Source organism: Streptomyces sp. V4I2 (assembly GCF_030817655.1).
In the GTDB taxonomy this organism is placed as follows: Bacteria; Actinomycetota; Actinomycetes; order Streptomycetales; family Streptomycetaceae; genus Streptomyces; species Streptomyces plumbiresistens.
The window spans coordinates 263,878-277,830 of the sequence record NZ_JAUSZM010000003.1; the positions used below are offsets into that span (position 1 = coordinate 263,878).

Annotated in this window: 11 protein-coding genes; 10 read left to right on the forward strand and 1 reads right to left on the reverse strand. The window is 69.9% G+C overall.

The genetic code is table 11. The annotated features are described in order from the left end of the window. Positions 1–7: 7 nt before the first annotated feature. The 10 genes from QFZ76_RS01890 (at position 8) to QFZ76_RS01935 (ending at position 12,061) form a co-directional block, all read left to right on the forward strand. Positions 8–229 (forward strand): hypothetical protein, encoded by a 222-nt coding sequence (locus QFZ76_RS01890; RefSeq protein WP_307672033.1) that lies wholly within the window; start codon positions 8–10, stop codon positions 227–229. Beyond that, entirely contained in the window at positions 193–2,043 is a 1,851-nt protein-coding gene (locus QFZ76_RS01895) for a Ku protein (protein WP_307672034.1), read from the forward strand. Before QFZ76_RS01890 ends, QFZ76_RS01895 begins: the two co-directional genes overlap by 37 nt. Further along, positions 2,040–2,963: an endonuclease/exonuclease/phosphatase family protein gene (locus QFZ76_RS01900; RefSeq protein WP_307672035.1), complete on the forward strand. Its 924-nt coding sequence runs from the start codon at positions 2,040–2,042 to the stop codon at positions 2,961–2,963. The genes QFZ76_RS01895 and QFZ76_RS01900 overlap by 4 nt, the downstream gene beginning before the upstream one ends. A 205-nt stretch (positions 2,964–3,168) precedes the next feature. Beyond that, on the forward strand, positions 3,169–3,342 hold the full coding sequence (locus tag QFZ76_RS01905; RefSeq protein ID WP_307672036.1) for an FxLD family lanthipeptide: 174 nt from the start codon (positions 3,169–3,171) through the stop codon (positions 3,340–3,342). Positions 3,343–3,560: 218 nt separating this feature from the next. Further along, complete coding sequence (locus QFZ76_RS01910) at positions 3,561–6,515, forward strand: lantibiotic dehydratase (protein WP_307679900.1); 2,955 nt, start codon at positions 3,561–3,563, stop codon at positions 6,513–6,515. After that, positions 6,512–7,780 (forward strand): lanthionine synthetase C family protein, encoded by a 1,269-nt coding sequence (locus QFZ76_RS01915; protein WP_307672037.1) that lies wholly within the window; start codon positions 6,512–6,514, stop codon positions 7,778–7,780. Before QFZ76_RS01910 ends, QFZ76_RS01915 begins: the two co-directional genes overlap by 4 nt. 23 nt (positions 7,781–7,803) lie before the next feature. Further along, positions 7,804–9,882 carry a methyltransferase, FxLD system gene (gene fxlM, locus QFZ76_RS01920; RefSeq protein ID WP_307672038.1) on the forward strand — a complete coding sequence of 693 codons (2,079 nt, stop codon included), beginning with the start codon at positions 7,804–7,806 and terminating at the stop codon, positions 9,880–9,882. Between the two features lie 89 nt (positions 9,883–9,971). Beyond that, positions 9,972–11,075, forward strand: coding sequence for a hypothetical protein (locus tag QFZ76_RS01925; protein ID WP_307672039.1), 1,104 nt, complete (start codon positions 9,972–9,974; stop codon positions 11,073–11,075). Between the two features lie 91 nt (positions 11,076–11,166). Continuing rightward, positions 11,167–11,625, forward strand: coding sequence for a transposase (locus QFZ76_RS01930; RefSeq protein ID WP_307672040.1), 459 nt, complete (start codon positions 11,167–11,169; stop codon positions 11,623–11,625). A 79-nt stretch (positions 11,626–11,704) separates the two neighbouring features. Then, positions 11,705–12,061, forward strand: a complete 357-nt coding sequence (locus QFZ76_RS01935) for a transposase (protein ID WP_307679901.1) — start codon at positions 11,705–11,707, stop codon at positions 12,059–12,061. 289 nt (positions 12,062–12,350) lie between these two features. Here QFZ76_RS01935 and QFZ76_RS01940 read toward each other — a convergent pair whose 3' ends face one another. Next, complete coding sequence (locus QFZ76_RS01940; protein ID WP_307672041.1) at positions 12,351–13,595, reverse strand: IS110 family transposase; 1,245 nt, start codon at positions 13,593–13,595, stop codon at positions 12,351–12,353. Between the last annotated feature and the right edge of the window lie 358 nt (positions 13,596–13,953).

Genomic DNA, 13,953 nt, shown 5'->3' on the forward strand with positions numbered 1-13,953 from the left:
GCATCACGTGAAGTACGACGTCTTACAGATCCTCGGTGTGGCTCTCATCGTCCTTGGGGGGCAGGGAGCGATCCGCCAGCTTGTCGACCGCAGCAACGTCGGCCTACTCGGCTGGCTGCCAGGCGGATTCGCGGCGAGCATCACCGTCTACCTCGTCGCCGTCGCCATCGGCGCGGTTGTTGCGGGCTGGGCGTGCGGCCAAGCGAAGGCAGTCGGGCGCAGGAGCTGACGGGGCGACGGGAAAGCGCACTTGGTCGTCATTCGTTCATCAGTGGAGCAGCCTCCCGCGCCTCCCGCGCGGCGCGGGGGCCAAGCCTTAGTTCAGAGAAGGTCACGGTCCCAATCCGCGTGGCGAGTGCCACCGAGAACCACAGCATCCAGTTCCACCAGTACCACCTGGAGGACATGGGGCGGGTGCGGGTGCGGAAGATCTGCGAGGTGGAGGATCGCGAGGTCGCCCAGTCGGAGATCGGCAAGGGCTACGAGTGGTCGAAGAACCAGATCGTCGCCATCAGTGACGCTGAGTTGAGAGAGCTGCCGCTGCCGACCGCAAAAGCAATCGAGATCGAGGCTTTCGTGCCCTTGCAGTCCATCGACCCGATCCAGATCGGGGAAGGCTACTACCTCCAGCCGGACGGGCAGGTCGCGGCCAAGCCGTACAAGCTGCTGGTCCAGGCCCTCGGCCGGTCATCGAAGGTGGCGATCGCGAAGTACGCGTGGAGCGGACGGGAGAGGCTGGGCCTGCTGCGGGTGCGGGACGACGTGATCGTTTTGCACGCGATGCACTGGCCGGACGAGATCCGCGACCCCGCCGAGCTCCTGCCGCCGCTGACTGAGGTCTCCGAGGAGGAGATCGAGGGCGCGCTCGCGCTGATGGAGACGATGAGGCGCGACGATCTCGAAGGACCGGAGTTCGAGGACGCCTATACCGACGCCATGGCGAAGATCATCGAAGCGAAGCGCGAGGACAAGCCCCTTCCGGAGACGCCGGCGCCCGCGGAGCCGGGCAAGGTAGTCGATCTGATGGCCGCCTTGCAGGAGTCGGTGGAAAAGGCCAGGTCGTCACGTGGTGAAGACGCTGATGTCCACGAACTGCCGACGAAGAAGGCCGCGGCCAAGAAGACGGCGAAGAAGCAGTCGGCCAAGAAGACCGCCAAGGCCGCCACGAAAAAGACTGCGGCCAAGAAGACGTCTGGGCGCCGGTCTCGCAGCGCCTGCCCCCGGCCCGGCGACGGCTGCGCCTGCATGCCGAACTGCAGCAGCGGGCGAGCGATCTGGGCGGAGGCTGCTCGTCTCGGCGGCAATGGCCCAGCGCACACGGCGTTCCTCGCCAGTGCCACCCCGGAGTCAGCCAATCCGACCGGTGTCTACACCGCCCCGTCCCTGCTCAGGCCGGTCCAATACTTCGAGCACGTCACCGGCATGTGGCATCCGATCTGCAACCCGGTTGTACGGCTCAAGGGCGCGCGGTCGACGTTGAGCCTGGCCTCATTCCACCTGTGTTCCTTTGACACAGCCCAACGAGCGAGCGAAGCGAAGCGTCTGGCCACGCTGGGGCAGCCGGGCATGGCGGCGATCATCGGCGGCGACGGCAATTCCTACCCACACCGCCCCAAGGACGAGAGCGCCGCGCTACCCGATTGGGAGGAGATCACTGACCGGTCGCACTTTGAGGCCCGCACGATCGAACGGGGTGACGAGCGAGTCTCCGACACCCGGCCGGACGAAATCCTCGCCGGCGAGCGCGACGGGCGGCCGCCGGTCTTCAAGGACCTCGGGCATTACGCCGCGACCGTGCTCGGCCAGCCGGACGCGCTAAACCCCACGGCATCGCTGTGGCGCACAGACCAAGGCCCGATGCGGCGGATCGACCGAATCTATGCGACCCCGCAGGTAGCCGAGGCCCTGACCCGGCTGGAGGTCATCGTCACCGACGACGTTCGCGAGGTATCCGACCACGCCCCCGTTGTCGCTACCTTCAGCCTCTCCAAGCTGCGTCGTGCCCTGTCCCCCGCCTCGGGCAAGGAGGCGGTCGCAGCATGAGCACCAAAATCACCGTGCTGTCATGGAACTTTGAGAACAACGGCGGCGGTGACTCCGCGAAACGTCTGCAGGCGCACGAGAGGCTGGTGTCCCTTAGCCCGCACCTGGTGCTTCGCCAGGAGATGTGGCGTGCGGACACCGACGGCAACGCGATCCTGTACGAGCTGGAGAGCGTTCTCGGTATGCGCAGCTGGCTCGGCCCGGAATCGTGCACTGCGATATTTGCCGACCCGCGCTTCTTCCACCCGGTGCGTGAGTGGCCGAAGCCAGGCCCCATGTGGGTGCTGCCGCCCACAGCGCTGACCATGCGCTACCTGCCCGCTGGCAGCGACGCCATACCGCTTGCCCTGGCCTCCTACCACCTCAACTACGCATCCAGCACCAACCGTGCCGCCGAGGCGGAATGGCTGTCCACGTGGGCCGACAAGAAGTGGACCACCCCACAGGGCGAGACCGTACGGATGCCGTGTCTCGTCGCAGGGGACAACAACAGCTATCCAGTTCCCGGCATCGAGGGCGACCCCGTGCTGCCGGTGCTGAACGAGATCAAGGACCGGCCGCACCGCCTACACCGCTCGTTCATAGGCCCGGACGGTACCCGGGTGATGGATACCCGCCCGGATGAGGCACTGCGCACCGCCGGCCTGGAGGACGTAGCCCGTCACTGGTCTGCCAAGCACGGAGACAAGGCGGCTGTCTCCCGAACGGTCAACGCCTCCCAGACGCACGGGCCGGACTCCCGCATCGACCGCGTTTACGCCACCACTGACTTACTGGACGCGGTGACAGGCGTGGATGTGATCGAGGTCCCCGAGGAGCTTTCGGACCACCACATCGTTCGGGTCACGCTCGACGGCGACCGCCTCGCGGACGTCCTCAACCAGCAGCCGAGCGCGCTCGAGCCGCTGGTCTCCCCCTGAGACTGCCGCTCGGTGGGACGAATGCCACGAGCCCGGCCCACCGAGCGGCGTACAACTTCCCAGCTCGCTCAGGCCCACCAGCCTGGTGAACCGGGATGGCCAGGAAAGTCACCTGCGAGGTAGCCCCGTGGCCACACTCCGCCGATGACGCCCTGGCATGCACTTCCCAGACCAATCCGGCACGACTGAACTGGAGTTGAGACTCATGGCACCCATCATCACCTCGAGCACCACCGGGCAGTCCCCCGCCACCGCCTCCTCGGACGGGTTCGACCTCGACGTCTCCCTCGTGGAGGTGGCCGACAGCGCCAGCCTGACCAACCTCACCAACGACAACTGCGGCACCACCTGCGGCGCCTGCACCACCAACGTCGCCTGACCCACGACGACGTGCCTCCAGGCCGGTGCCGCTGCGCCACTGTGCAGCGGCACCGGCCGCCCACCCCCTTATCCCACTCGGAGGTAGTGGTGGCTGCTTCGACCACAGCATTTCGAACCAGCACAACCGCTCTCGTGCGCGCCGTCGCCTGCCCGGCCTTCACCGGCCCCGCGACGCCGGATCTCGATGACCGCTCCCCCGCATCCACTGGCGACCGCATGAGGTGGCTGCGTGAGATCTGGGCCACCGGCGAAAACGCCGAAGCGCTCGAACACGCCGCGCCGGCGCTGGCTGCGCAAGTCGAGGCCCTGCTCGCCGCCGACGAGCCCTCCGCGCGCGACGTGCGTCGCGCCGTCCTCTCCGTGGCCCGCTACCTCCTGCGTGCCCAGCACCGACCGACCCCGTTCGGCCTGTTCGCCGGCATCATCACGGCGACGGTCGGCCAACGCGCACGGGCGGAGTGGGGCACCCGGCATACCGTTACCGCCCGCGCCGGCGCGGAGTGGCTGGCCACCGTCGTCCAACGGCTGGAGACCTGCTCATCTCTGCTCGACCGGTTGACCGTGCTCGTCAACAACACGATCAGCATCCGCGGCGACCGGCTCATCGTGCCGTTCCAGGCAGACAGCCACGAGGACGGCCCGCACGCCGTCGAGGCGTCGCTGGCCCTGACCGATCCCGTACGGACAGTGCTCGCGGCCAGCCGGACACCGATTCAGGTCGGCGCACTCGCCGGCAAGCTGACCGCAGAGTTCCCCGGGACCGCGCCCGAGCGGGTACAGCAGCTCATCGAGGGGCTGATCCGGCGCCGCGTACTCCTCACCGCACTGCAGGCGCCCAGCACCGAGACCGATCCCCTCACGTATCTCCTTGACCAGCTCGACGCCGGAGCCGTCGGCCCCGTCGCGGACACGGTGCGCGAACTGCACGCGATCCACGCGGACCTGACTACGTGCGAGACCCCTGCCGCACGGAAGCAGGTGGCCCAACGGATGCGGACCCTGGTGCCAGGTCTACGCCGTCACCCTCTCGCGCTGGACCTCCGCCTGGACGCCCGCCTCGCCCTGCCGGAAGCGGTCGCCCGCGAGGCCGAGCGCGCCGCCTGGGCCCTCACGCGGGTGTGTGCCCGCCCGTACGGCACCGCCGCATGGGGCGCCTACCACCAGAAGTTCTACGAGCGGTACGGCATCGGCACGATGGTGCCACTGGGCGAAGTCGTTGCGGACAGCGGCACCGGTTTCCCGGAGGGATACCCGGGCACACCGGCCAGCCCGCGCCGACCTCAGCACTCCACCCGGGATGACGCGCTGGTGCGCATCGCGCAGACCGCTGTGCTCGACGGCCGTGACGAGGTCATCCTCACTGACGAGCTGCTCGCGGACCTGGACGTCGGCCCCAAGAGCCCCCGTGTCCCGCCGCACCTGGAGATCGGCATCCGCGTGCACGCGGCCAGCATCGAGGACCTGGAGCACGGCCGGTTCCGGCTTGAGGTAGTCAGCGTCTCGCGCGGCGCCGGCGTCTCCTCCGGCCGCTTCCTGAGCGTGCTGGCCCCCGACGACCGCGAGACCCTGGCTACCGAGCTGTCCGGCCTGCCGGCCGCCGACGCTGACACCGTCCCCGTGCAGCTCTCTTTCCCGCCCTTGCTGCCCGAGAGCGCCCACGTCACTCGTACCCCGCAGGTGCTGCCCACCCTGCTCAGCGTTGAGGAACACCGTGCTTCGGCCGACCAGGTACTCACGCCCGCGGATTTGGCGGTGGCCTGCGACGGCCGCCGCATGTACCTGGCCGCCCCCGCGCGCGGCCACCGTGTCGAGCCGGTAGGGATGCACGCACTGAACCTCCAGGATCACACCCCGCCGCTGGTGCGGTTCCTCACCGAGCTGTCCCGCGCCCAGTGCGCCCAGGTCACCGTCTTCGACTGGGGTGCCGCCGCGTCGATGCCGTACCTGCCCCGGCTGCGGTACGGCCGCACGGTGCTCGCTCCAGCACGTTGGCGCCTGATCGCGGCAGACCTCCCCCGACTTGCTCCCCCCGCAGCGGACTGGGACGCCGCCCTGGGAGATTGGCGGACACGACGGCGCGCGCCGCGACGTGTCTTCCTCGTGGAAGACGATCGCCGACTCTTCCTTGACCTTGACCAGGCAGGCCACCAGACGCTGCTGCGTCAGCACCTCAACCGCGTGGGTACGGCCGTCCTTCACGAAGCACCGGCCCCGGAGGCGTACGGCTGGTGCGACGGCCGCGCCCACGAGGTCGTTCTGCCGCTCAAGGCGACCCGGGCCCCGGGGTGGCCACCGCTGCCGACACCAACCGTGGCCCGTACGCTCTCCTCGGCGCAGATGCAGACGCCCGCTGCCTCCTCGGTCCTGCTCGCCGCGGTGTACGGCGACCTGCGTCGACAGGACACTCTCCTGGCGCAGTACCTGCCGGGCCTCCTCGAACGCCTCGGCGCACCGCCGTGGTGGTTCATCCGCTTCCGCGATCCCGATCAGCACCTCCGTCTACGCATCGCCCTGCCCGACCCCGGCGCGTTCGCCGAGACCGCCGGGGAGGTCGCCGCCTGGGCCGAAGAACTACGCGCGGCCGGACTGGTGTCGGACCTGCGGTTCCCCACCTCCTACCGCGAGATGGGCCGGTGGGGCTCCGGCGCCGCATGGGAGGCCGCCGAAGACGTCTTCCGGGCAGACTCGCGCGCCGTGCTCACCCAGCTCCGCGAGCCGCAGCGCCCACACCAGCGTGCGCTGGTGGCCGCGCACACCGTCGCGATCACCAGCGCCTTCCTCGGCAGCGTCGAGGCCGGTACCCGATGGCTGATCGACCACGTCCCGGCCACAGCCCCGAAGCCGGTCCCCCGCGAGCAGTTCACCGAAGCCGTACGGCTCGCCGACCCCACCGACGGCTGGTCGGCGCTGCACGCCGAGCCGGGCGGTGCGGCCATCGTCACCGGCTGGGCCGACCGCGACGTCGCGCTCGCCGCGTACCGGCCGCACCTGCCCAGCCCAGACACCGACGGCATCGCGATCGACGACGTCCTCACCTCGCTGCTGCACACGCATTTCGTGCGGCACGTCGCCGTGAACTTCCCCGAGGAAGAGGTCTGCCTCTACCTCGCGCGCGCCGCCGCCCTGGCCTGGACCGGCCGCACCAAGAAGAGAAAGGGGACAGGCCCGTGATCGCTCCCGCTGCCGAGCTGTCCACTGCCCTGGCAGACCTCCTGGCCGACCCCGAGACCGCCCCGCTCGGCCCACGCGCCGCGGCCGAGGACCGGCAGCACATCGCCTACGGCCTTCCTGGGATCGCGCTGCTCCACATCGAGCGCGCCGCGGCCGGACTCGCGCCGTGGCACCGCGCCCATGCCTGGCTCGCCGCCGCTGCCCGGCAACCGTTCACCAGCGGGGCCGACAGCCACCCCTTCTACGGGGCGCCCGCCCTCGCCCAGGTCCTCGCCTGCGCCACCGACCACATGCCCGGCTCGTACAAGCGTGCCCTCAACACCCTGGATGAGCAGATCGCCCGGGACGTCCTGCGGCGCCTCACGGCCGCGCACCGCCGCCTCGACGCCGGTCATCTCCCCGACATCGCAGAGTTCGACACGATCCGCGGCCTATCCGGCTATGGCGCCTACCTTCTGCGCCGCAACCCGGGCAGCGCCGCGGTACATACAGTCCTCGACTACTGCGTACGTCTTACGGAGCCGATCACACACAACGGCGAGACCCTGCCGGGCTGGTGGACCCCGACCGCACCCACCGGCCGGCCGGACACCGACCGGTTCCCCGAGGGGCACGCCAACTCAGGCATGTCTCACGGCATCGGGGGCGTCCTCGCGCTGCTGGCCCTCGCCGCCCGGCACAACACCGTCGTCGACGGACACCACGACGCGATGCGCACCATCCTCGCGTGGCTCGACCGCTGGCAGGAAGAGACCGGCCACGGCCCCGCCTGGCCGTACTGGGTCACCATGGCCGAACTTCGCGACGACCGACTCGCCCCGTCCACGCCGCGGCGACCGTCGTGGTGCTACGGCACCGCCGGCCTGGCCCGCGCCCAGCAGCTCGCGGCCCTCGCCTTGGGCGACAACCCCCGTCGTATCGCTGCGGAGAACGCGCTCGTGGCCGCCCTCACTGACTCCGCACAGCTCAAGGCCACCACGGACAACGGCCTGTGCCACGGGTTCGCCGGCCTCGCCCACATCGCCGCCCGGACCGCCGAAGACGCCCACTCCTCGACCGCCGGACAGCTCCAGGCCGTCATCCCGGCGCTCCTCGCCACGGTCTGCCCACCCGGCACCGACCCGGCAGCCGCCGCGCCCACCGTGGCGAACGAAGCCGGACCCGGGTTCCTCGACGGCGCCGCGGGCATCGCCCTGGCACTCCTGGCTCCCGCCACCATCACGCCGCCCCGCACCGCATGGGACGCCTGCCTCCTCATTGCCTGACCACCGCCGATCGAAGGAACGTCATGCCCCCGGACTGGCACCAGCACAACGTCGTCTTCGCCGACCGCGAGAGCGCGCAGCGCGCCATCACCGAACGCCTCGGCCCGGCGCTTTTCGCGGCCGAGGAAGCTGGGCAGGTCAGCGGCTGGTGGTTCATGAACAAGCAGCCGTGGCCGCTGCGTTACCAGGCGCCCGAGCCGTCCCCGCTCGTCGAACGGCTCCTGAGTGATTTGGCCGACGATGGGACCGTCCGCTCCTGGCCGCCCGGCATCTACGAGCCTGAGACGGTCGCGTTCGGTGGCCGGTACGCCATGGACGCGGCGCATGAGCTGTTTCACGCTGACTGTCGTCACCTGCTCAGCTACCCGCCCGGCCCGGGACGGCTGGGCCGCCGGGAGACGGCTGTTCTCTTGGCGAGCGCGATGATGCGGGCCGCCGGTCTGGACTGGTTCGAGCAGGGCGACGTCTGGGCGAAGTACGCCGCCCTCCGCCCGGCCGCCGGACCGATCCCCCCGGAGAGGACCGCCGCCCTGGCCCCGGCGATGCGCACGCTGATGACCGCCAGCACCCCAGCTTTGTGTCGCCCCGGGGGCCCGCTCGACGGCCATACCCCGTGGGTGGCCGCCTTCGAGCGGGCCGGCGCGGCCCTCGCCGGCCTCGCCACGGGTGGAGGACTCACCCGCGGACTTCGCGCCGTTCTCGCGCACCACGTTCTCTTCCACGCCAACCGTGCTGGCCTCTCTTCGGAGGAGCAGCACGCCTTGTCTCACATCGCGAAAGAGGTAGTCATGGGATCGAGTGAAAACAGCTCTTCATCAGCAGGATCGCCGCCCGCAGCCGATAGCGTCAGCGCAGTGAACACCGACACCATTACCACCGCCGAAGCCGATGCTGCCCGGCTCCGCAACGCCCTGGTTGACCAGGTCAAGGCCAACGGGCAGGCCCGCACCCCCGCCGTCGAGACCGCCCTGCGCACCGTGCCCCGGCACCTGTTCGTGCCCGAGGCGACGCTCGAGGCCGCGTATGCCAACAACGTGGTGGACGTGAAGCGCGACGCTGACGGCTCGTCGATCTCCTGTGCCTCCCAGCCGGGCATCGTCGCCCTCATACTGGACCAGCTCGAAGCCCAGCCGGGCGAGCGGATTCTCGAACTCGGCGCCGGAACTGGGTACAACGCTGCTCTGATCGCCCACCTCGTCGGCGAGAGCGGCCACGTCACCACCATCGACGTCGACGACGACCTGGTTGAGGGAGCCCGCGCGCACCTCGCTGCGGCCGGTTTCACCAACGTGGAGGCGGTCACCCGCGATGGCGCCCTCGGACACGCCGAGGGGGCTCCGTATGACCGGATCATCGCCACCGTCGGCGCGTACGGCATCCCCCACGCCTGGCTCGAACAACTCGCCCCCGGTGGCCGGCTCGTGGCCCCTCAGCGGCTCAAGGGCAGTGTCTCCCGCTCCATCGTCTACGAGCAGCATGACGGCCGGTGGGTGTCCCGCGGCAGCGAGATGAACACCTTCATGCCGCTGCGCCGAGGCATCGCCGACGACGACCGCCGCGACATCCCGCTCAGCACGGACGGCACCGTACGGCTCCACGCGCCTGCGGCCCAGAACATCGACGCCGACGCCATGGCCGGAGTGCTGGAGCAGCCACGCACTGAGGAGTGGACCGGCATGATGGTCCGCGCCATGGAGTCACCGGAATGGATGGAGCTGTTCGTCTCCTGCGCCATGCCGTCGGGCCTGGTCCGTATGCACTTCCCGCAGGCCGCCAAGGGCACCCTGCTGACTGAGGATCCCTACCCCTCGTCGACCGCGGCCGTCGACAAGGGCGCCGTGACCTACCTCGCCCGCCGCCTGTCCGACCAGAAGACGTCCGAGGGCGGCAAGTTGTGGGAGTTCGGCGTCATCGGCCACGGCCCCGGGAGTGACGAGCTGGCCGCGAAGGTCGCCGACGCCATCCACACCTGGGACCGCGAGTACCGCGGACGGGAAGCAACCTTCGAACTGCAGACCCTCGACGCCCCCGCCGTCGAGGAGCGTCCCGGCCGGTTCGTCATCGACAACCCCCTGAACCGGGTCATCGTCGACTGGCACTGACACCCCGTCCCAGCGGTCGGTGCCCGTCGGCCACATCCCGGCGGGCACCGTCGTTTCCGCACCTCTCCGCTCTCGTCCCGGGGGGACCCATGGACCCGCACGGACCCATAGCCCAGCGCTTCCCGCTCGTCGCCCGCTTCCGGCCCGCCTGCCTGCCGCTGCCCAAGCGCGTGCGCGCCTTGACCGAACTGGCTGACAACGCCGCCGCCAAGGCGGACCAGGGCCTGGCCTCCGCGGTCTACAACCAGGCCGCCCTCGTCGCCTCCGACCTCCGCCTGCCCGAGCTGGCCCGCGAGATGTGCCACCAGCACGCCGCCGCCTACCTCCACGCCTGCCCCCTGCCGGGTATGACCGCGATCCGGGCCCTCGAACCCGTCGTCAACCTCGCGCGCCTCCAGATCCGCGCCGGGCACGCCGACGACGGCCGCCAGCGCCTACTCGCCCTGTACGACGCCGTCAGCACCGGCACCGCAGCCGACTTCGAGGGCATCACCGTCCCGGCCGACCTCACAGTGAGCACCGAGGATCGCCAAGAGGTCCGCGCCTGGCTGTGGCGGGTCCTCCTCGCCGACGGGACACGAACCCTGACGACTGCCGGCCGCTGGGCCGAAGCGCTCGCCCACATTGAGGAACACCGCGGTGTCGGGCAAAGGATGTTCGACGGCCGCCAGGTCGCTGTCCTCGCCCATCTCACCGCAGGTGACGCTCCCCCCGCCGAGGACCTCCTGGCCCGCACGGAGCCCGGGGAGCCGTGGGAGGACGCCGTCACGGGCTGCCTGACCGTGCTGAGCCGCCGGGCGGCCGGCCAACCGTTCCAACGCCACCTGCAGGACCTGGTGGCCACCTATCTCCTCCGCGCGGACGAGCAGGGCATGACCGTCTTCAACACCAGACTCGGTCTCACAGTACTGGACGCGGTCGCGTCCCCCGAGGACCCCGCCGCACGCCGGGTGGTTGCGGAACTCCACCGCCGGGCGACGGAGACGACCGACGGGTATGCCGCCCGGGAGATCCTTGCGCACCCATCGTTCACAGCCCTCGCGACCGATCGAGAGACGCGGGACTGCCGTGCCCTCCTCCATGCCTGTGCGCTCGGCGCGCGCGCCTTCCCCGCCGATCTGCACGACGAGGTGAAGGCCGCGATAGGCGTCAGCGACCGCGTCATCCGGAGCCGACTCCACCATTACCGGTAGTTCGTTAAATCCGGTGGTGGCGTGGGTTGACGGCAGGTCGGGTTGGTCCTAGGCCGGTGGTAGGCGTCAACTGCCTTGCTGGAGCATGAAGATGACCGCTCGCTGTACGTGTCCGCCTGCGCCGGGTCCGTTGGAGGACTACGCGGCCCGGTTCGACGACCTCTTCTTCAGCCTGGCCCAGCGGCGAGGGTTTCGCGAGTATCTGACCGGACTGCTGGCGCCGCGGGAGCGGAACAAGACGATCACCTGCCTGGCAGGGGCGGAGCCAGTGGCCGGTGCGGGGAAGCCGGGGGTGCAACGGCTGCAGTTCTTCCTGTCCGAGTCCCCCTTGGGGGGAGCCGAGCAGGTCAACGACCGGCGGCTTGAGCTGCTGCGCGAGGAGTCGGCGACGGCTCCGCACGAGGGTGGGGTCATCGTGATCGACGACTCCGGGGACCGCAAGGGCGGCACGGCGACCGCGCATGTGGGCCGGCAGTGGCTGGGCCGGTCCGGCAAGACCGACAACGGCATCGTCACGGTGACCACGGTGTGGACCGACGGCCGCGTGTAGTGCCGAACCGCCTCCCTACACCCCCGCCCACCACTTCGCCCGCGGCCGCTCGGATCCGGCCTTCCGCACAAAACCGCAGCTGGCCGCTGCCCTCGCGGCCCGCGGGAAAGAGGCGGGTTTCGGCTGCCGGGCGGTGGTCGCCGACTGCGCCTACTCCGTCAGCGACGACTGGTACCTCGCACTGCGCGAGGCCGGCCTGCCCTGCGTGGTCGCGCTCAAGCCGCACCGCGGCACCTGGGCTCCGGCCGACCAGCCTCACACCCCCATCGAAGCCGCCCACGCCCTCACCTGGAAGAATGCCAAACGTCCCGGCGAGTGGACGCCCGTGGAGCGTCACTTCCACGACGGGCACACCGAGACCTGGTGGGCCGCCGATGCCCGCCTGGGCGGGCTACGGACCCGACTCACCCTGCCGGCTGGTCGTGGCGACCACTGACCCGACGAGTCTGCCGTTGAAGGCCACCTGGTACTTGGCCACCAGCCTGCCCCATCCCGACGTAGCCCACGCTGCCACGAGCCCCCACCCGCCGGCCTACCTCGCCGAGATCGTCCGCCTATACGGCCTGCGACCGTGGATCGAGCAGAGCTACAAGCAGATCAAGGACGAACTCGGCTGGGCCGACTTCCAAGTCCGCTCCGACCGCGCCATCCGCCGCCACCAGACCTTAGGCAGGTCTGAGTGCCCGGTGGCCGTGGCGGTCGCCGGGTGTCCTGACTGTGGTCGGTCAGGCCGCGCCTTCCAGGGGGTTGAGGGTGACGGTGTAGCCGAGCTGGTTGAGTGCGGTGATCGCGCGGCGGGTGGCGCGTTCGGGGTCGCGCTGGGTGAAGTAGGTGCCACCGAGCTCGTGATAGGGGACGTCGTCGGTGAGCATGTGCCAGATCGCGGTGATGATCGAGTGCTCGACGGCGACCAGTGCCCTGAGCGGGCCGCGGCGGGCGGTGAGCCGCTTGTAACGGGCCTGCAGGTAGGTGTTGTTGGTTCTGACCGCCCCGAATGTGGCGAAGCCGAGGGCTCCTTTGAGGTAGGAGTTGCCGGGCCGGACTTTGGTGTTCTTGGTGCGGCCGGCGGACTCGTGGTGGCCGGGGCAGACCCCGGCCCAGGACGCGAGGTGCCTGGCCGTGGTGAACCGGGCCATGTCGCCGCCGGTCTCCGCGATGATCACTTCGGCGACGGCCTGGTTGATGCCGGGGATGGTGTCGAGCAGGTCCAGGGCGGGCCGAAAGGGGGCCATCGCCTCCTCGATCCGCTCGTCCAGCCGCTGGATGGCGGTGGTGAGCTGGTCGTAGTGGTCCAGGTGCAGCCGGGTGAGGAAGGCTTGTTGGTCGCGGAAGCGTCCGGTCAGGGCCTCGGTGAGTTCGGGGATCTTGTTGAGGAGCTTGCGTTTGGCCATCTCCGCGAGTGCCTGTGGGTCGCGTTCACCCGCGATGAGAGCCTCCAGCATGGCCCGGCCGGAGACGCCCATGATGTCGGAGGCGACCGCGGCCAGCTTGATCCCGGTGTCCTCCAGCAGCTTCTCCAGTCGCTGCACGATCTGCCCGCGCTCGCGGGTCATCTGGGTGCGGGCCCGGGTCAGGTCCCTCAGTTCGCGCACCGGCTGCGGCGGCACGAATGAGCGGCGGACCAGGCCATGGGCGCCGAGCTGGGCCAGCCAGGCGGCATCGGAGACGTCCGTCTTGCGGCCGGGCAGGTTCTTGACCTGCCGGGCGTTGACCAGGATCACGTTCAAGTCCTGGGCCAGCAGGTAGTAGAACGGCTTCCAGTAGTCCGAGGTCGCCTCGATCACGACGAGTGTGACCTGGGCAGCGAGCAGGTGATCCCGCAGGGCGAGCACGGCGTTCGTGGTCGAGCCCCAGGTCGTGGTCTCGTTGGTGAACGAACCCCGCCGTTTCGTACTCGGGCTGCGGACACACGCCTTGGCGTCCTTCTTGCTGATGTCCACACCGGCGCAGCGTTCGTGCAGCACGTCCACGGCCCCGCTCCCTCCCTCTCCGAATGGCAGAGCGGTACGCCGTTCCGGGAGGGCCAGGGTGAATCAGGAATTCTGACGCACGTGCTCACAGCAACACTCCACGGTTCCCGTGGACGGCCCTCAGCGCCACGCTGACCTGCGAGCTCACCGGCATCACAGAGGCATCGGCTTCGGCCGGAACGAACTCCACCAGCGTCCCGGACCGGCATCAGCCCACGTCAGGGCACACAAGAAGCACCTCGGCGCACGCCACGGCATTTACCACGCCCCCGGCGCGCACCGAAGGTGCGCTGGATCGCTGACCTGCGGTTTCGTGAACCTGAATGTCGGTGGACGCCGACATTCAGGTTCCGTGGGT

What these genes read in the sequence shown, in the direction of transcription:
- QFZ76_RS01900 (WP_307672035.1), top strand. Translation starts at nt 2,040, where the DNA reads ATGAGCACCAAAATCACCGTGCTGTCATGGAACTTTGAGAACAACGGC.
- QFZ76_RS01905 (WP_307672036.1), top strand. Translation starts at nt 3,169, where the DNA reads ATGGCACCCATCATCACCTCGAGCACCACCGGGCAGTCCCCCGCCACC.
- QFZ76_RS01910 (WP_307679900.1), top strand. Translation starts at nt 3,561, where the DNA reads ATGAGGTGGCTGCGTGAGATCTGGGCCACCGGCGAAAACGCCGAAGCG.
- fxlM (WP_307672038.1), top strand. Translation starts at nt 7,804, where the DNA reads ATGCCCCCGGACTGGCACCAGCACAACGTCGTCTTCGCCGACCGCGAG.
- QFZ76_RS01925 (WP_307672039.1), top strand. Translation starts at nt 9,972, where the DNA reads ATGGACCCGCACGGACCCATAGCCCAGCGCTTCCCGCTCGTCGCCCGC.
- QFZ76_RS01930 (WP_307672040.1), top strand. Translation starts at nt 11,167, where the DNA reads ATGACCGCTCGCTGTACGTGTCCGCCTGCGCCGGGTCCGTTGGAGGAC.